Genomic DNA, 18,486 nt, shown 5'->3' with positions numbered 1-18,486 from the left:
GACTCCCGTGCGACGGCGTTCGAAGAGCCGCGTGCGCCAAGCCCGTACACCCGTCCGGAGGCACTCATCCGATCGGACGAGTGGACGGCACGGGGTGTCAAGGAGACCGAGTCCGTGCACCCGTACCCCCGCATCTCCGTACTTCCACACCTTCGTTTGTCCATATGCCCATACGTCCGTGCGGCGCCCGCTCATGACGAACCGGCGGTCGCTCCCCGTTCGGAGAGCGACCGCCGGTCCGGCATCGGCCGCGATAGGCCGGTGCGTACGCCGTCCGGGGCGGGACTCAGCGCAGGTCGAACTCGCCGTCCCGCGCGCCGAGTACGAACGCCGTCCACTCCGCCTCGGTGTACCGCAGCACGGTGTCCGGGTCCAGCGAGGAGCGCATCGCGACCGCGCCGCCCGGCAGATGGGCGATCTCGACCCGCTCCTCGTCCGGGCTCGTGCCGGGAGCGCCGTGCCACTCGACATCCGAGATGTCGAGGGCGTACAGCTCGTCCTTTTCCTGTGCGCTGCCCATGGTGGTTCCTTTCGCTTACGACCGGAGGGTGGCCCAAGTATCCCGTGCCGCCGAGCTGTTGGAGATCGCTCTGGGTCACCGTACGGATACTAGGCGGATCGCCGGGCCCGCGTGGACCCGTTCGACCGCTCAGTCCATCCGGCGGGCCGTGCCGAGCAGCCCCGTCTCCGCGTCCATGGCCGTCGTCATCACCCAGTGCCGCTCACCGCCGCCGCACCACAGCGTCACCCCGTCCGCGAGCGTCGGCAGGGCGTCGACCTCGCTCTGGGCGAGCCCCAGGATCCGACCCGTCTGCCGCGCCTCCTGCGGCGAGACCCGCTGCACCCCGACGAGCGTCGCGGCGCGCATCAACCGCGGCGCCACCGGGCTCAGATACGGCAGCAGCGTCAGGACGGACTGCCACGGCGACGAGACGACCCGCCCGCGCGGCGGCCGCATGCCACAGTCCCGCACCACGACGACCGGACTGCCGACGGTCGCGCCCAGCGGCGGCACCCGCCCCACGTCGTGCAGCGTCATGCACTCCAGACCCGCGCCCGCCGCCTGGGCGAGACGGACCCACTCGCGCGGCCGGCCGGTCTCCACCACGACCCGGGCCCCGGTGCCGGCCGCGCGCAGCGCCAGCACCTGCGCCGTCCACAGACCGCCGATGAGCAGCACGTCGTACGGCGTCGAGCGGTGGAAGCCCACCAGCTGCGGCCGCCCCTCGGCGTCCTCCCCGATGACCACACCGTCGTCGCCGACGGGCAGGGACAGCGCCCCGAGATGGTCCGCGGGCATGCTGTGCCCCGCGTGCCGCGGGCCGATCAGACCGCGCAGTCCCTTCACCGCTCCACCCCGTCCCGTCAACCCCGGCAGCCCCATCAGCGAGCACCACCCAGCGGCATCGTCGCGAGGAGGCCGGGCAACTGCTCACGGTCCAGCCGCAGCAGACCGACCTTCGCGGTCCGCGCCGCCTGCTCCAGGGTCCGGCGCACCCGGACCAGTTCATTGTCGGAGCCGCCCGTGATCCGTACGTGGCCGGCGACCTCCATGTCCCCGTGCCGCTTGCCACGCCGGACGGTGACGCTGAACGTCGTGGCGTACGCGGGCACCGAGGTCAGCAGCGAGACGAGACGGGGCAGCGGCGTCGCGCCCCGCCCGAGCTCCGGCCAGCGGCCGACCGCGTACGTGGTGTGCCAGCGGTCGTCGCACCGCCACACCCGCGCGGTCTCGGCCGTCCGCCGCTGCGGCGCCGCGCCCGGCCGGCCCGCCCGCGCCGCGGCGTGCGGACTGGTGCACGCGGCTGTCGCGATGGTCGCGTTCAGCTCCTCCTGGTCGAGGACGACGGCCTGGAAACCGGCACCGGTGATACGGCTGGCCAGATGGTCCGCGAGCCGGACCAGACAGCGCTGCGCGCCTTCGAGGCCGCCGCCGCGGGCCGCCACCGCCTCCCGGCACAGCTCGGGGTCCAGCTTCACGGCCACCCAGGTCAGCCGCAGGGCGGGCGCCCCCGTCTTCTCCTGCAACGGCGTGTACGCGAGCCGGGCCACGGCCTCGCGGGGAAGATGCGGCGCCGGAGCCGCGTGGACCTGCTGGAGCAACTGCACCGACTCGGCCACGATGCCGTCGACTTCCAGCGCGTCACCCAGCAGCGCGAGAGGGAACGCGCGGGCGCCGAAGACCGGCCGCAGCGCCGAACCGCTCGCCTCGACACGCAGCACGGCGGTCAGGAAGGAGCCGTCGCCCAGCATGCCGACGGTGCGATGGTCACGGTCGACGTACGGCGAGGCGCCGAAGCCCCGTACGTTCTCGGTCACCGGAACGAGTGCGGGGTCCGAATCGGGCGCGGCCGGCGCGGTGTTGCGCCGGCGCGAGCGCAGCCCGGCCGCGGTCGACAGCCATTCCTGCACGGCCTGGCCCCGGCGCCGGATCACAGTCAGGACGAGAAGGACGGCCGCCACGGCGCACGCGGGCACCAACCAGAGCCCGCCCAGCGCGAATCCGACCGCCACCAGCGCGAGTGCCGCCTCCACGAGCACCAGTTGACGCAGCTGGACCGGTCCGATCCGGCTGGTACGCGACAGCGGGCGCAGCGTCGTGGTCGCGGGAACGGCCGGGGGAGCGGCCGTCGTTGCCCCCGACGCCGCCTCCGATCGGGACTCGCGGCGACGTCCGCCGCGCGTTTCATTGCTGCGTTGCCGTCGGGAAGATTCCGGCTCCCGGCCGGTGGTCCGCCGCCCGCTTCGCGCACGCGTCGTCGTACTCATCGCCGCGTTGCCCCCTCGTGTCCGTAATAGCCGATTTCCCATGGGCGTTGACCGGGCGATCACCCTACCTGAGCGGTGAGACGCAAGTGCTGCCAGGCATAGTAGGGGTCGGCGGGGCGACTGAGCGGCCTGCCCGATGTGGGAACCTGGTCGCCCGACGGGGAGAGGGACGACGAATCAGATGGCATCACGACGCGATGAACTGAACGCCTACACCTTCGCGAAGCGGAGACTGATCGCACAGTTCGTTCAGCCGAACCCGACGGGCTCGGAGGAGGGCGCCCCGCGCCCGCTGCGCGCGGTCGCTCCGGGGGCCATCGTCGGTGTGGTGATCCTGGCGGTCTTCGGTGCGTGGGGCATGTTCAAGCCCGTGGCTCCCAAGGGCTGGGACACCCCGAACGAGAACGTCATCATCGCGAGCAAGTCGACCACCCGTTATGTCGTCCTCAAGACCGGCGACAAGGTCCAGCTCCACCCCGTCCTCAACATGTCCTCCGCCAAGCTGCTCCTCGACCCGTCCAAGGGCAAGGTCATCAACGTCGACGAATCCGCCCTCGACGACGGCAGGATCCCGCACGGCGCCACCCTCGGCATCCCCTACGCCCCCGACCGTCTCCCCGACGAGAAGGAAGCCGGCGGAGCCAAGCGCTGGGCCGTGTGCGAGCGGCCGGGCGAGGGCGGCCGTGCGATCCAGAAGGCGGCGTTCGTCCTCGCCCAGCGCGAGGAGGGCAAGACCGACGGCTCCGAGCGCCTGACCGGCGGCGAACTGCTCTACGTCGAGGGCCCCGGCCCTGAGGCCCAGCGTTACGTCGTCGACGCCAAGGGCACCGCGTACCCCGTCGAGAAGGACGAACTGCTCCTGCGGCAGCTCGTCGGCCAAGGCCGCGCCGCCCAGCGCGTCTCCACCGCGTGGCTGAGCACCCTCCACAAGGGCGACGCCATCTCCTTCCCCACCCTCCCTGGCCAGGCGGGCGCCGCCGCCGACGTCGGCGGCCTGCCCGACGGAGTCGGCAAGGTCGGGATGGTGCTGTCCGCGACGGACGGCACCCGCAAGCAGATGTACGTCGTCCTGAAGGACCGGGTCGCCCCCGTCACCGACTTCACGGCCAAGCTGCTCCTCAACAGCCGCCAGCTCGTCGACCTCGGCCAGGCAGGCCAGGCGACCCCGGTCAGCGGCGGCGCCTTCCAGCCCGGCCAGGCCTTCGGCCAGGACAAGAAGTGGCCGAGCGCCGAGCCCGTACCCGTCAACGAGGCGGGCATCGGCGCGGGCCGCAGGAACACCGTCTGCAACGTGCTGCGCAAGGTGGACGGGGACAACGGGGCGACGACCCTGAGCACCTGGGCGGGCAAGGACTTCCCCGCCACCCTGCCGACCGGCTCCAGCAGCGCGTACGTCACCCCCGGATCGGGCCAGCTCTTCCGTCAGTTCAAGGGCTCCACGACCACCACCGGCTTCCTCTTCCTCGTCACCGACACCGGACTGCGCTACGCGATGCAGTCCAACGGCGACACGGCCACCGGCGACGACGCGGGCATCGGCTCCACCGGCTCGGCCGAGGAGAAGCAGCAACGGGAGCAGGAAGCCCAGCAGGCCCAGAGCCGCCTCGGGTACAAGAACGTCGACCCGACGCCCATCCCCGCCGAGTGGTCGACCTTCCTGCCCACGGGCCCGCGCCTGTCCACCGGTGCCGCGCGCCAGCCGCAGGGCTCGTGAGGGCGACGTCGGGGGCGAAGCCGGCGCCGGGTGAACGGCGAGGAAGAGAACGAGAACGAGGCCAGGGACAAGGACGAAGGCAAGGACGACGACGATGACCCGCCCCACCCGTTCTTCCCGGCGCCTGTTCGCCGTGTCCGCCGCGATTTTGCTCTGTGCCGTCGGACTGCCCCTGGCCACGGCGCCGGTGGCGACGGCCGAGGACAGCACCCAGTGCACCTTCCCCGGGAAGAAGTACGAGGGCCGCCCCTGGTCCCTGCAACGCGTGCTGCTGGACCAGCTGTGGTCGCAGTCCACCGGCAAGGGCGTCCGCGTCGCCGTCATCGACACGGGCGTCGACGTGAAGAACCCGCAGCTGACCAAGGCCGTCGACGCGGGGAGCGGGGTGAACCTCATTCCGAAGGACGCCAAGGACGCCAACGGCAACAAGCTCGAACGCGGCAAGGAGAACGGCACCACCGACACCGTCGGCCACGGCACCAAGGTCGCCGGCATCATCGCCGCCCGCCCCGCCAAGGGCAGCGGATTCGTGGGACTGGCGCCGGACGCCACGATCATCCCCATCCAGCAGAACGACGCCGAGGGCCGCGGCACGGCGGAGACGCTGGCCGCCGCGATCCAGTACGCCATCGCCAAGAACGCGAACGTCATCAACATCTCCCAGGACACGGCCAACGCCGTCAAGCCGACCCCGCTGCTCCAGCAGGCCGTCGACAAGGCCCTGGAGAAGGAAATCGTGGTCGTCGCCTCGGCGGGCAACGACGGCCTCGGCGGCAACGTCAAGCCCACGTACCCCGCCTCCTACGAGGGCGTCCTGGCCGTCGCCGCCTCCGACCGCAACAACGAACGCGCGGCGTTCTCCCAGTCCGGCGACTTCGTGGGCGTGGCCGCGCCCGGCGTCGACATGATCTCCACGGTCCCCGGCGGTGGCCACTGCGCCGACAACGGCACCAGCTTCTCCGCCCCGTACGTCGCCGGCCTCGCGGCCCTCGTCAAGGCCAAGCACCCCAAGTGGACGCAGGCCCAGATCGTCGCCCAGATCGAACAGACCGCCGAACGCTCCGTCGCGGGCCACGACAGCCGTGTGGGCTGGGGCGTGGTCGACCCGGTCCGGGCCCTGACCGAGGACGACAAGCCCATCGAGCGCCCGGTCGCCCGCGAGGGCGTCACCCACGCCGAGGCCCCGGCCCCCGCCGCCGTCCACCTGGGCGAGACCCCGGACCAGCGGTCGGCCCGGCTGGCGACCTATGTGGTGGTGGGCGGCGGAGTCCTGGTGGCGGCCATCGCGGGCTGCGCGGTGGCGATACGGGACTCCCAGCGCAGGAACCGACGCGGGGCGAAGGCGGTGTAGCGAAGATTGCGGCCGCACACGACGCATGTACGTCGAACTGTAGAAGTCTCGTGACGAAGAAGAGACTTGGGGGTGTCAGTCCCGATGATTACAGTGGTACGCGATGCAATTCGTGGATGGCGAGTCGCCACGATCGCAAAGTAGGACAGCGGTAGTGAACGGGGAGGATTGGCTCGTGTACGAGGCGAAGGGTGTGGGGGGCCGCTGTGGGGAGTGACCTGAAGGTCGGCGTCGGCGCGCTGAAGAAGTTCCGCGACCGGGTCGACGGCATCATCGCGGACCTGGAGGGCGGCAACGCCGGCGCCGGGAAAGTGGGCATGGAACGGGTGACGCGCGCGTCGTTCGGCACCGGAATCCCCTTCGCCGAGGCGGAGGGCTTTTACGCGGAGTACAACCGCGTCCACAAGTCCCTGGTCTCGCTGTCGAAGTCGCTCAGCGGGCAGATCGAACTGCTGTTGATCGGGGTTCACGCGGCTGACGTGGGCTACGACAACGTGGACAACGAGCAGCGCCGTCGGTTCTACGAGATCCGCGCCCGGCTCGACCGCGAGCGTGACGAGGCCATCGAGCGCGAGGAGCGCGCGCGGAGCAACGATCCCGCTCAGCCGGCGCCGCCTCGCCATGATGGAGCCGACACTGGCAAGACGGACCTGGGGTGATGACCAATGGGTGACACGAAGCAGCCGAAGTCCTACCCGGATCCGACGCAGCGCACGCAGGAGCAGGAACAGGCCCAGCAAGAGGACCAGGTCCTCATCAAGGGCAAGTTCGCCGCCACCGATGCGATGGAGCGGTTCAACGACGTCCTCGGCGGCGTCTTCGGGCTGGGCCACTCCGGAAGCGTCTTCGGCAAGACCGCGTTCGATCATCATCGGCTCAACGCGATGCTCGACTTCCTGGACAGCGCCAACCCGGCCGATCTGTCCGACGCCGGTGACGCGCTGAAGGAGGCGACAATCGCCCTCAACAAGGCGGCGGAGGAGCTCGATGAGTGCGTCAGAAGGACGGACTGGGACAGTGAGGCCGCCACGGAGTTCCAGCGCTACGGCTCCGAGGTCGTGAGCTACGCCTGGGCCATCGGCAGGGTCTCCAACGCGGCCGGCGCCCAGATGAAGGAGGCGGCCACCGGACTGACTTCGGTGCGCAGCGCCAAGCCTCCGCGGGACAGTCGACTGGTTCAGAAGAAGCCCGAGGACTTCCACGCGGCGGAGAAGACCCAGGACAACCCGGACTATCAAAAGGCGCTGCAGGTCGAGAAGGACCGGCAGGAAGCCATCAACCAGATGAACCGTCTGGCATCGTTCTATGCGGTGTCCCAGGGGACGTTGGCTGCGCAGGTCATGCCGAAGCCGCCGAAGACGTACGGGGCGGCGGTTCCGCCGCCGAGGGACGGAGAGGACTCGCGGGGCGATTTCAAGCCCGGGGTGTCCCATGGCTCTCTGGCAAGAGAGTCCTCCGGTCACGTCAGCGACAGCAACGTGCGCGCGTATGAGGCCGTGTCCCGAGCGGAAGGACTCGACGGGACCGATACCAACCGTGTGGTGGGTTCTGAGCGGCCCATGCCGAGCCAAGAGCATCAGATCCAAGTCCAGATCGATACGGTCGCGCCGCCTGCCCCGCCGACGGTCACGCCCAATACACCGACGCCGACCGTGCCTCAGGGCAACCCCGGGCAGACGCCTCCCGGATATCCCCCCACGGTCGGGCTTGGCACCCCTCCGCGTGCGGGAGGACCGTGGGGCACCGGTGCGCCGGGTGTTCCGCGCACTAAGGGTGGCCCGACCGTGGTGGGCCGTTCGGGAGGGCCGACGAGTTCTCCGGCCATGGGGCGCTCGGGTGGCCCGACAGGAAAGACGGGCGGGCCGTCGGCCGCCGCCCAGGGCGGGCAGGGCGGGCGTTCCACTCCCCAGATGGGCCGTGCGGGCGGGCCTATGGGACGTTCGGGTGGACCCGCGTCTCCCTCCCAAGGCACGCAGGCCGGGCGTTCGACTCCGCAGATGGGCCGTTCCGGTGGACCGGGAGCGCAGCGCCAGACACCTGGAGGGTCGCGTGGCCAGTCCCCGGTCGTCGGCCGTCCCGGTGGGCCGGGACAGCCCGCCACCGGGCGTGCGAGCGCCAGCCCTGGCAGCGGCCGCTCCAACCCCATCGTCGGCGGCACGCAGCAGAGGTCTCAGAGTGGGCACGCCGGCTCGCGCATCCCCAAGGGCACAGTCGTCGGCGGCGAGGGACCGGCCGCAGGCCGGGCATCGGCGGGGCGGCCCAGCCAGGCGGGTGTCGTGGGTGCGAACTCCGGTAACCAGTCGGCGCGTCCGACCGGGCGAGGTACTCCCAGCGCGAACGGTGTTGTCGGCACTCCCCGCAGTGGAGGCGGGACCAGTGCAACCCGTGGTTCGGGCACGCCCATGGGAGGCGGCCGGGGGAACCAGCGCCCGGCCCGGGACGAGCAGGACCGTGAGGGCTCAACGCGTCCCGACTACCTGACTGAAGACGAAGAGACATGGGCGAACCGTCGGCGCGGTGCCGTGCCGCCGGTGATCGACTAACCACTGGGAAGGCTCGGAAAGTCAGGATGACGGCAGGAATGATCGAGGGTCGCAGGCTTCGGCGAGGTTTCCTCGGCACGATGGCTGCGACGGCGGTGCTGACAGCTGGTTTCATCGGCACCGCCCCGGTGGCAGTTGCCGCCGATATTCAGTCGCAGCAGTGGTACTTGGACGCCATGCACGCCGAGGAGATCTGGAAGACCTCGACAGGTGAAGGTATCAAGATCGCCGTCATTGACTCCGGGGTCAACTCATCCACTCCAACCCTCAGAGGGCAGATTCTGAAGGGAATGGACAACTCTGAAGCAAAGGGCGACGAGACCGACGACTACGACGGTCACGGGACGACAATCGCCGAGCTCATTGTCGGTACGGGCTCCGGTGGTGGTCTCAAGGGGCTGGCACCTGGAGCCAAGGTCGTCCCCTATCGAATTGCCTATACAGAGTTGCAGAACAAGGAGAAGACCAACGCCTTTGACGTGAAGGAGGCGATCAAAGCTGCTGCGGACAGCGATGCTCAGATCATCAACGCGTCGTTCGGTAACAGTTATTACTCGACTGACGAGCGAGAGGCTATCAAGTACGCTCAGTCGAAGGGCAAGCTGTTCTTTGCATCGGCGGGTAACGATGCAAAGAAGGGGAATAGTCAGGACAGTTATCCGGCCGCTTATCCCGAGGCGATTGCTGTTGCCTCGACCGATCGCAACGGCAAGGTTTCCGGATACTCTCAGCATGGCAAATTTGTAGATCTAGCCGCCCCGGGCAGTGATATTCCGGGCTGGTGCGACGCGAAATTCACCCAGTACTGTGGCGGTGACGGTGGCACCAGCGCCGCCTCCGCCATCGCCTCTGCCTCCGCCGCCCTGATCTGGTCCGCGCACCCCGACTGGACCGGGAACCAGGTGCTCCGGGTCATGTTCGAGTCCGCCGCCCGCGGCGACGACTGGGAGCCCGGCAGCGTCAGCACCTACCTCGGCTACGGAATCGTCCGCCCCAACGCCGCCATCACCCGTGGCATCGGCAAGCCGGGCGACCCCGACGTCAGCCCCCTGACCAACACCAAGGTCGGCGGGAAGTCGGCCGGTTCCGGCGCGTCCGGCACATCCGATGCGGACGGTTCCAGCACCGCGCCCGGCTCGTCCACGGCGTCGGCCAAGCCCTCTGCACCAGGTTCGTCACAAGCACCTTCGGCCGACTCCTCCGCCGCGCCCGCTCTGGCAGGCTCGGGCGGGAGCGCGGACGAGGGCACTCCGTGGGGGCTCGTCATCGGTGGTGCCGCGGCCGTGGTGGTGGTCGGCGCCGGTGCGGCGTTCGTCGTCGCGCGCCGGCGACGAACCGCCTGACAGCAGCCGCAGAGCCACCGGCCCCAGAGCAGCCCACCCCAGCCGCCCGTCCGACCGGCCGGATCGGAATCGGGCCCCAAGACCAACCAACCCGCGTGCGCGTGAACCGTGGACGCGGTCTCAATGAGAACCGGGAAAGGGAGAACGACACATGTCCGTCTTGAAGGTTGGCGATCAGAGTCTCAAGGAATTCCAGGACCAGATCACCGAAAACTTCGACGACGTCAAGGCGCAGCTGAAGTCGCTCCAGGGCGTGATCGACAGCCTCGAGGGTCGCTGGAAGGGCATCGGCGCCGGCGCCTTCGACGTCAAGCAGAACGAGATCAACCAGGGCATGGTGCGCATCGCCAAGCTGCTGCTCAACTTCCAGGAGGCCATCCAGGTCACCCGGACGAGCTCCGGCGACAGCGACGACCAGGCCGAGGCGGCCCTGCGCGGCGTCGACGTGACCGCGGGGTTCTCCGGTGACGCCGCCGCCGAGACCAGGGCCACGTCGAACATCGCCGGTCTCTGACTTCGCGTCGAAACCCGCACCAGTCGAACCCGAACACACCACTGACACCCGGAGGGACCATGGCCGCCAACGACGGCGTCATGCTTGTCACGTACGCCTCGCTCGAAGACGCCGCGAACACGATCGACACGCAGGCGAACCGCCTCGACCAGGCGCTGGAGGCGATCCAGACCAAGATCCGCTCGGTCTCCAACACCTGGGAGGGTGAGGCGAAGGCCGCCGCCGACGCCGCGCACGCCAAGTGGGACAACGAGACCCGCGCGATCCACGCCGCGCTGCAGGGCATCTCGTCGGCCGTCCGCCAGGCCGGCCCGACCTACCAGGCCGGTGACAAGAGGGCCGCGGGCTTCTTCTAAGCCGAGGCCGGACAGCACGAGGGGTGGGCGCGCGCGGGAGGCGCCCACTCCGTCCGTTGTCCCACCCGGCCCCGCGACACGCGCGGCCGGGCAAAGCACAGGGCGGGCTCCTTCCGGCAGCCCGCCCTGTGCTTTGCCCGCCCCGTCCGCGGTCAGCGCAGGTCGCTTGGCTTCACCAGCACCTCGCCGCATCGGCCGGAGGCGCTGACGGCGGCGGCGTACGCGGTGATGAGATCCTTCATCTGCTCACCGCTTATGCCGTCCCGTGTCACCCTGACCGACGCCCACACGGTCGCTCCCGCTAGTGCTCCCGTGGTGGGAGCGGGGCAATCGACGCGGCCTACTGCTCCCTTCGTGGAATAGACGAAGCGGTGGTCCGCGCTCTGGGTGTCGCCCGGATCGACGTTCAGTGCCGTGACCGCGACATCGACGGCGGAGGTGTCCTTCTCCCACCGCTCGATGCTGGCGGAGAACACGGACTCCCCGTCGACGTGGAGCCTGCACCGCACGATGCCGACATCCTGCGCGTTCCGGGGATGGGCGCTGATCTCCTTGCCGGCGGGAAGGGCGGGTGCCAGTACCTCGGGCGCGATCTTCACCCCGCAGAGATCCGTCGGGACGGCGTACTCGCGGGCCGGCGACGCGCACGAGGTGGTGAGTACGAGCACCACTCCCAGGCCGGCGGCAACTTTCCCCGTCCTCGCGGCATGTATCGACGCGCTGGGCACGGTGTAGTCGTGATCATCGTATGGACGCATGGGCCTGGCGGTGTCGGGGCCAGGTGTTCGGCGGCTCTTCAAGGTGATCCCGTGCATTCAGATGTCCGTCAGTAGATCCGGTGCCACGCGGCCTGAGAAGGTTCCTCCCTGCTGGTAGCCCTCGCGCGCTCCCGTACGAGCCCACTCGGCGATGTCATCGGCATCCGCCAGCTTGTGCGTCCTGGCGGCCTCCGAAGCGGCGCTTTGGGAGTATTTGATGTTGCTTTCCAGGCCGTTCTCCCATTTCTCGCCCATCTTCGGCCCAGCGTCGTCCTTCGCGTGGCCTTCGGCGTCCTGGAAGAGGCCCTCGAGGATCAGGCTGCTCACCGTGGAAGCGCCCCCGCTCACGGCGGCACCGGCGACCGGACTCGCGATGAAGGAGACCCCCACACCGATTCCGAGGCCGACACCACCCGAGACCGCGTTCTTCCACTGGGCGACGGATTGCTCGTACTTCTTGTCCTCTTCCTCCGCGGGCCCGGCCACGGCCTCCTGCCGGCCCACGTTGAGCGTCCCTGACACTTCCCCCGCGGCGTGGCTGATTTCGCTGACGACCAATTGATGGTTGTCGCTGTAACGCTGGTTCGCCGGAAGATCCGGATGGAGATGGTGGTCCATGAGGTTCGCCATGTACTCCTTCTGGCGCACTTCGATCGCCGCGTAGCCCTCCGGGTCCTGGCCTACGGTGAGCAGGAAGCGGGAGACATGCCGGTGGTCCATCACTGCTTCCGTGCCGGCCACGGGGAACAGCCTCTCGATCCTCGCGCGAGCCTCTTTCTCGGATTGGGTGGAATTTTCGTCCGTGGGAGGGATGTCCGTGGTGGCCCGGTTGATGTCCGGCAGGTACTCGGAGGCGATCTGGCCGATGCTGTCCGACATGTAACCGTGCTTGGTCAGACGTTCGTTGTCGTCCGAGATCGACTCGACCAGGCTCGTCATCAACGCGGCCTGCCGGGCGTTGTGCGGGGGCGTGTCCTGCGTCGGGAGTTCGCCCGCGGGGTGGCCGGTGGTGGCTGCTTCCAAGGCCTGGGCGAGGTTGTTGCGGCCCTCGATGCTGTCCTTGCCCTTGTCGTCCATTTCCTGGGGCCAGTCGCGCTCCTCGAAGAGGTAGTCGAAGTTGGTCAGCGCTCGCTTCTCCTTCTTGCCGTTGCCGTCGGCGTCCTCTTTGAAGTCGTGGTCCTCGTCTTTCGTGACGAAGTCATCGCTGAAAAACTCGGTCGCGGCAGCGGGGCTGTTCGCCAGGGCCTTGAGATAGCCGGTCAGCGGGTCGGAGCCGGAATCCGAGCCGGAGCGGTTGAGCAGCGGATCCATGCCCATGTGCTGCCAGGCCATGGGTACGTGGCGGCCGTTGCCAGTGAGCTTCTTCTCGGTCTCGATGAGCTTGCGTCCGTAGTCCGTCAGGAAGCGGTCGTCGAAGTCCCCGGCGCGCATCAGGTTGCTCATGACCTGGAAGCCCATGGTGGGGCTGTACTTGGACAGGGGCTGGTCACCGAGGTTGACCATGTCGTACTTCCAGCGCGACATCTCGGGGGTGTCCACCTGCGTGGCCGTGGCGAGGGTCAGGCCGAGGTGCTTCTGGAGCTCGCCGTACTTGTCGACGCGCTCGTGACCCACCTTCCATGCCTGGTGGGGGTCGTTGAGGCCGGCCCAGAGGTCGAGGGTGCCCTTGGGGCCGACGGTGGTGGCGAAGCGTTCGGCGAAGAGCGGGTCGTCGGAGTATTTGCCGAGGCCCGCGTTGAGTGCGTCGAAGTCGGCGGGGGTGAGGTCCTCGGGCTTTTTCTTGGCGATGGCGGCGAGCCGGTCGGCTTCCTTGAGGGCGTCGGCGGCTTGGTCGCGGTCTTTGTACGCCTTGTCGGAGAAGCCGTAGTCGGTGAGGTCGGACAGCGCCTTGAGGGACGCGGAGCCGGACTTGTCGATCTCGGTGGCCTTGTCGAGGATGCCCTGGAGTTCGTCGCGCAGCGCGTCGACGTCCGACTGGCCGTGGGGGGCCTTCTTGTCGGGGTTCTCCCGGACGATGAATCCGCCGCCGTTCCGGCTGACCGAGAGGTTCTTTCCCTGGCCGTTGGATATGGCCTCTTTGAGGAGGCGCTGCTGTGTCTTCAGCTCGTCGCAGGTGTCGCGCATGATGTTGCGGATCGAGGTCGCCTGGATGACGGCGTCTCCGAACTCGCCCGCGGTCTTGCCGACGAACGCGCGGGAGATCACAGCGTTGTCGCCGGCCCAGTCGGCATGGAGGGCCTTCTTGTGGAGTCCGTCGTCGGCGGCGGTCTTCAGTGACTCCAGTTTGGTGATCATGCTCGTCCAGTCACCGATGGTGGTGTCGAGCTGGGAGAAGTTGGCCGAGTGAAGGGCTTCGAAGTCCATGGGTGGGTCAGTCCTTGTCCTTCTTGGGCTTCTCGCCGTAGATCGGATTCTTCTTTCCCTTTTCGGCCCAGTCCTCGTCGAATCCGGCGTCCAGGGCCTGGATGCTGCTCACATGGCGCTCGATGAAGATCTCGTCGCCCTGATGCGCCTTCTCCGTGAAGTCCATGTGGTTGGAGATGAGCGCGCAGGCATCCATCAGCGAACCCAGCTGCTTGTCCCAACGGGTCGAGACGTGCGACAGAGCGGAGCCGAGGTCGAAGCCCTGGCCGGTGAGGCTGGAACCGGCAGAGTCGGTGCTGGTGACACGCGCTTCCGTCCACAGCCGGTTGTAGAGCTTGAACGCCTCGTCGCCGATCGCCGCCAGATCCTGCTGCGTGACCTTGAGGAATCCCCCCGAAGCACTGCCGGCGTTGGGCCGGTCCTCCGGCGGCAGCCCGTTCAGTTGCATGCGAGCCGATTCCTTCTCGGCCGCCGAGTTCTTCAGTTGCTCCCACTCGTCCCAGGCCATCCGGGGACCTCCATCCCGCTGTCGTCGCGTCGTCGGTGTACCCGCGCCGGCCGTGACGCCGGCGCGCGGACTTCCTGCTCTCTCGCTTCCCCCGCCCCAGGAGCCCCCTCCACGGCTCGCCACGGGTCGCCATAGCTCGCCACGGGGCGCCGCGAGGCGCTACTGGTCGGCCGGCATCAGACCCGTCTGCACCAGCGGGTTGCCACGCTGGCGCGACACGTAGATGCCCCGGCCCGGCGGCATCGGCCGCATGCGGACGCCGCCGAGGACGTCGCCCTCCTGCGGGTCGCCGGAGAGCAGGACACCCTGGGCGCCCAGCTCCATCATTCGCTGCATGAAGGACTCGTACGAGGCCCGGCTCGCCCCCGCCGCGCTGCGCGCGATGATGAAGCGGACACCGACGTCCCGCGCGAACGGCAGCAGTTCCGTCAGCTTCGACAGCGGGTTGCCGCTGGAGGTGGAGACCAGGTCGTAGTCGTCGACGACCACGAACAGGTTGGGCCCCTGCCACCAGCTGCGATCGCGCAGCTGCTGCGCCGTGACGTCCGCCGACGGGGTACGGCGCCGCATCAGGTCGGCGAGCGCGTCGACGTGGTGCTCCATGTTGTTCGACATGGGCACGTACTCCGCGAGATGGCTCGCCGGGGTGACGTCGAGCAGCGCGCGGCGGTTGTCGATGACGAAGAACTTCGCCGTGCTGCCGTCGTACCGCTCCGTGATCTGCTTGATGAGCAGCCGCAGCATGTTCGACTTGCCCGACTCGCTGTCGCCGAACACCAGGAAGAAGGGATCGCGCTCGAAGTTGACGAAGACCGGTTCCAGGTTGTTCTCGTCGATGGCGAACGCGACGCCGCGCCGCGGCTCCGCGTGCCCCGCGGGCAGCTCGTGCGCGGGCAGTTCGCGCGGCAGCAGCCGGACCTCGGGGGCCCCGGGCGCCGTCCAGTGACGGGTGACCTCCTGTGTCATGGCCGCGGTCGCCTCGGACAGGTCGCTGTCGGAGGTGATGCCGTCGATCCGCGGGACGGCCGCCATGAAGTGCAGCTTCTCGGGGGTCAGACCGCGGCCGGGGACGCCGGTCGGCACGTTGACGGCGATCTTGCGGTCCAGCTCGGAGTCCATGGTGTCGCCGAGCCGCAGCTCCAGCCGGTTCATCAGGTGGTCCTTGAGATTGGCACGCACCTCCATGGAGCGGGAGGCCGTGATGACCACATGGATGCCGTAGCCGAGACCGCGGGCGGCGATGTCGACGACGGCCGCCTCCAGCCCCTCGTACTCGGTACGGAAGTTGCCCCAGCCGTCGAGCATCAGGAAGACGTCGCCCCACGGCTGGTCCTGGACCGAGATGTCGCCGCGGGCGCGCAGCCTGCGGAAGGTCGCGATGGAGTCGATGCCCGCGCTGCGGAAGTACTCCTCGCGCCGCGACAGGATGCCGTAGACCTCGGCGACCGTACGGCGCACCCGCTCGGGGTCCAGCCGGGACGCGACACCGCCGACGTGCGGCAGCCCCGCGAGCGAGGCCATGCCGCCACCGCCGAAGTCGAGACCGTAGAACTGCACCTCGTGCGGGGTGTGCGTGAGCGCGAACGCCGAGATGATGGTCCGCATCAGCGTGGACTTGCCGGACTGCGGACCGCCGATGATCTGCATATGACCCGCGGCTCCGGAGAAATCGCGGAAGAGCGTGTCACGGCGCTGCTCGAACGGCTTGTCCACGACACCCAGCGGGACGACCAGCCGGCCGGCCCCCTCGTACCCGGGCTGGGTCAGGCCCCGGCCCTCCACCCCGGCGAGGCCGGGCAGGATCGCGTCGAGCGGCGGCGGGTTGTCCAGCGGCGGCAGCCACACCTGGTGTGCCTCCACGCCCCGCCCTTCGAGCCGGCGCACGATCACGTCGAGCACCGAGTCGGCCAGCGCGTCGTCCTCGGCGCGCGGCTCGGGGATCTCGGACCGCGCGTCCGGCTCCAGGTAGCGCACGGGCACGGGCGCCGCGGTGAACACCACCGGCCGGCGGTCCACCGGCTGCGGCCCGTCCGGGACGGCCGTGTGCCGGTTGCCGCGGTACACCCCGGAGACGTACGCGGCCTTGAAGCGCACCATCTCGTCGGTGCCGTACTTCAGGTACCCCGAACCGGGGACGTTCGGCAGCGAGTACGCGTCGGGGACGCCGATCGCCGCGCGGGACTCGGCGGCCGAGAAGGTCCGCAGACCGACCCGGTAGGAGAGGTACGTCTCCAGTCCGCGCAGCCGGCCCTCCTCCAGGCGCTGCGAGGCCAGCAGCAGATGGACGCCGAGCGAGCGGCCGATACGGCCGATCTGCACGAACATCTCGATGAAGTCCGGTTTGGCGGTGAGGAGTTCGCTGAACTCGTCGATGACGAGGACGAGCGACGGGATGGGCTGGAGCGCGGCGCCGGCCGCGCGCGCCTTCTCGTAGTCGGTGATGTTCGCGTAGTTGCCCGCGTCGCGCAGCATCTCCTGGCGGCGGTTCAGCTCGCCGCGGATGGAGTCGCCCATGCGGTCGACGAGGGTGAGGTCGTCCGCGAGGTTGGTGATGACGGCGGCGACGTGCGGCATCTGGGACATGCCCGCGAACGTCGCGCCGCCCTTGAAGTCGGCGAGGACGAAGTTCAGGGTCTCCGAGGAATGGGTGACCGCGAGACCGAGGACGAGCGTGCGCAGCAGCTCCGACTTGCCGGAACCGGTCGCGCCGACGCACAGACCGTGCGGGCCCATGCCCTCCTGCGCCGCCTCCTTGAGGTCCAGCATCACGGGGACGCCGTCCTCGCCCACGCCGATCGGCACGCGCAGCCGCTCCGACCGGGACCGGGGCCGCCAGGTGCGCTTGACGTCGACGGACGCCGCGTCGCCGAGGTTCAGCAGATCGGTGAAGTCGAGGTTGGCGAGCAGCGGTTCGTCCTCGTCCGAGCCGTCCGCGGCCCGCAGCGGCGCGAGCTGGCGGCCGAGCGCCTCGGCGGCGTCCAGGCTCAGGCTGTCGGGGCTGCCGTCGTACACATGCCCGTGGCCGGACTCCAGACGCAGCGAGTCGGCGTCCACGATCACCGACAGATCGCCGCGCGGCCCGGACGTCCGGCCGCCCACGACCTCGATGACCGTGACGCCCTGGATGCCCTCCGGCGAGGCGAGGGGCGAGGCCGGCGGGATCGACTGGCCGTCGAGGACCACGACGAGATGGGGGTGATCGAGCAGCGGATGGTTGACGCCCTGGAACCGGGGGCGCCCCTCCAGCCTGCCGTCGATCATGTCCTGGAGTTCGCGCGCGTCCGTGGTGATCAGCCGCCGGCTGCCCGCGCCGTCGCCGGGGCCGGACGCCTGGACGTGCGGCAGCCACTTCGCCCAGTCCCACGAGGCGGCCGCGGCGTCGTCCGTCGCGATGGCGATGACCATGTCCTCGGGGGAGTGCAGGGCGGCGAGCCCGCCGACCATGGCGCGGGTCGTCGCGCGAGCGGCGTCCGGGTCGCCGCTCACGGTGAGGTGGTAGAAGGCGCGCAGGGACACGGCCATCGGCAGACCGTCGAGGGTGCCGTGCGCGGTGAGGAACTGCTGCATGGCGCCCGCCGTCAGCGGCTCCAGCTCGTCCACGGGCGCGGTCTCGGGGGCGATGAGCGCAGTGGCGAGCTGCTGGCTGCCGAGACCGACCCGAACCTGGGCGAAGTCGGCGTCGCCGATGCGCCGTTCCCAGATCCGGCTGCCCTCGGCGACCAGCGCCCACAGCTGTTCGGGGGAGGGATGCAGATAGAACTGCGCGTCACGCTGGAGATGAGCGGTCTTCAAGACCGTACGGCGGGTCTGCGCCAGGTACTTCAGATAGTCGCGCCGCATGTCGGCGAGCTGCCCCTGGGTGCCGCGCCGGTAGCGGACCAGCATCGAGATGGCCATCGCGACCGTCGACGCGATCATCACCATGCCCATGATGCGCATGATCGGGTTCGGCGTCATGAAGAAGAAGACGACCGAACCGCCCATTCCGAGCATCGGCAGAAGCTGCATCAGGGCGCCCTCCTGCTGTCCGCGGGGCAGCTCCGGAGGGGGTTGCAACTGCACCTGCTCGTCGGGTACTTCGGACGGCAGGGCCCGGGGTGGGCGCTTGACGACGATCTGGCTCACAGCTCACCAATTCCCGTTGCCGGACGGAAAGTTCCTGGAGACGCCCCCGTGGCGACGGCATCCATCCGTGGTGAGGGATCCTACTTTGGTACGGCGCCGGGAGCGGGCGGTAGGGTGAGCGGGCATGTTTGCGCGCTCATG

14 protein-coding genes are annotated in these 18,486 nt (G+C 69.4%); 7 read left to right on the top strand and 7 right to left on the bottom strand.

Annotation, left to right across the window (positions count from 1 at the left end):
• Positions 1-286: 286 nt before the first annotated feature.
• The 3 genes from ACGFRB_RS31110 to eccE form a co-directional block, all read right to left on the bottom strand.
• Complete coding sequence (locus tag ACGFRB_RS31110) at positions 287-520, bottom strand: DUF397 domain-containing protein (protein WP_363011953.1); 234 nt, start codon at positions 518-520, stop codon at positions 287-289.
• A 129-nt stretch (positions 521-649) separates the two neighbouring features.
• Positions 650-1,384, bottom strand: a complete 735-nt coding sequence (locus ACGFRB_RS31105; RefSeq protein WP_363011952.1) for a hypothetical protein — start codon at positions 1,382-1,384, stop codon at positions 650-652.
• A complete protein-coding gene (eccE, locus tag ACGFRB_RS31100) occupies positions 1,384-2,568 on the bottom strand; it encodes a type VII secretion protein EccE (RefSeq protein WP_393247846.1) in 1,185 nt (394 codons plus the stop codon). Before eccE ends, ACGFRB_RS31105 begins: the two co-directional genes overlap by 1 nt.
• 382 nt (positions 2,569-2,950) lie before the next feature.
• On the opposite strand from eccE, the gene eccB reads away from it, so the two are divergent.
• From eccB to ACGFRB_RS31065, 7 genes are all read left to right on the top strand, one after another.
• Complete coding sequence (eccB, locus tag ACGFRB_RS31095; RefSeq protein ID WP_363011950.1) at positions 2,951-4,483, top strand: type VII secretion protein EccB; 1,533 nt, start codon at positions 2,951-2,953, stop codon at positions 4,481-4,483.
• Between the two features lie 94 nt (positions 4,484-4,577).
• On the top strand, positions 4,578-5,834 hold the full coding sequence (mycP, locus tag ACGFRB_RS31090; protein ID WP_393247807.1) for a type VII secretion-associated serine protease mycosin: 1,257 nt from the start codon (positions 4,578-4,580) through the stop codon (positions 5,832-5,834).
• Between the two features lie 206 nt (positions 5,835-6,040).
• Entirely contained in the window at positions 6,041-6,493 is a 453-nt protein-coding gene (locus tag ACGFRB_RS31085; RefSeq protein WP_393247805.1) for a hypothetical protein, read from the top strand.
• A gap of 6 nt (positions 6,494-6,499) precedes the next feature.
• Complete coding sequence (locus tag ACGFRB_RS31080; RefSeq protein ID WP_393247804.1) at positions 6,500-8,377, top strand: hypothetical protein; 1,878 nt, start codon at positions 6,500-6,502, stop codon at positions 8,375-8,377.
• Between the two features lie 38 nt (positions 8,378-8,415).
• Complete coding sequence (locus ACGFRB_RS31075) at positions 8,416-9,720, top strand: S8 family serine peptidase (RefSeq protein WP_393247802.1); 1,305 nt, start codon at positions 8,416-8,418, stop codon at positions 9,718-9,720.
• Between the two features lie 151 nt (positions 9,721-9,871).
• A complete protein-coding gene (locus tag ACGFRB_RS31070) occupies positions 9,872-10,234 on the top strand; it encodes a WXG100 family type VII secretion target (RefSeq protein ID WP_361237395.1) in 363 nt (120 codons plus the stop codon).
• 59 nt (positions 10,235-10,293) lie between these two features.
• On the top strand, positions 10,294-10,590 hold the full coding sequence (locus ACGFRB_RS31065) for a WXG100 family type VII secretion target (protein WP_363011945.1): 297 nt from the start codon (positions 10,294-10,296) through the stop codon (positions 10,588-10,590).
• Positions 10,591-10,742: 152 nt separating this feature from the next.
• Here ACGFRB_RS31065 and ACGFRB_RS31060 read toward each other — a convergent pair whose 3' ends face one another.
• From ACGFRB_RS31060 to eccCa, 4 genes are all read right to left on the bottom strand, one after another.
• The gene (locus tag ACGFRB_RS31060; protein ID WP_393247799.1) at positions 10,743-11,405 is read right to left on the bottom strand and encodes a hypothetical protein; all 663 of its coding nucleotides are present in this window, start codon (positions 11,403-11,405) and stop codon (positions 10,743-10,745) included.
• Positions 11,406-13,712 (bottom strand): DUF6571 family protein, encoded by a 2,307-nt coding sequence (locus tag ACGFRB_RS31055; protein ID WP_363011943.1) that lies wholly within the window; start codon positions 13,710-13,712, stop codon positions 11,406-11,408.
• Between the two features lie 7 nt (positions 13,713-13,719).
• Positions 13,720-14,220 (bottom strand): hypothetical protein, encoded by a 501-nt coding sequence (locus ACGFRB_RS31050; protein ID WP_363011942.1) that lies wholly within the window; start codon positions 14,218-14,220, stop codon positions 13,720-13,722.
• Positions 14,221-14,379: 159 nt separating this feature from the next.
• Positions 14,380-18,345 carry a type VII secretion protein EccCa gene (eccCa, locus tag ACGFRB_RS31045; protein ID WP_393247797.1) on the bottom strand — a complete coding sequence of 1,322 codons (3,966 nt, stop codon included), beginning with the start codon at positions 18,343-18,345 and terminating at the stop codon, positions 14,380-14,382.
• Positions 18,346-18,486: the final 141 nt, after the last annotated feature.

It is taken from the genome of Streptomyces sp. NPDC048718 (assembly GCF_043198875.1).
Lineage (GTDB): Bacteria > Actinomycetota > Actinomycetes > Streptomycetales > Streptomycetaceae > Streptomyces.
The sequence above is the reverse complement of the archived record's forward strand: the minus strand, read 5'-3'. Positions and strand labels throughout refer to the sequence as shown.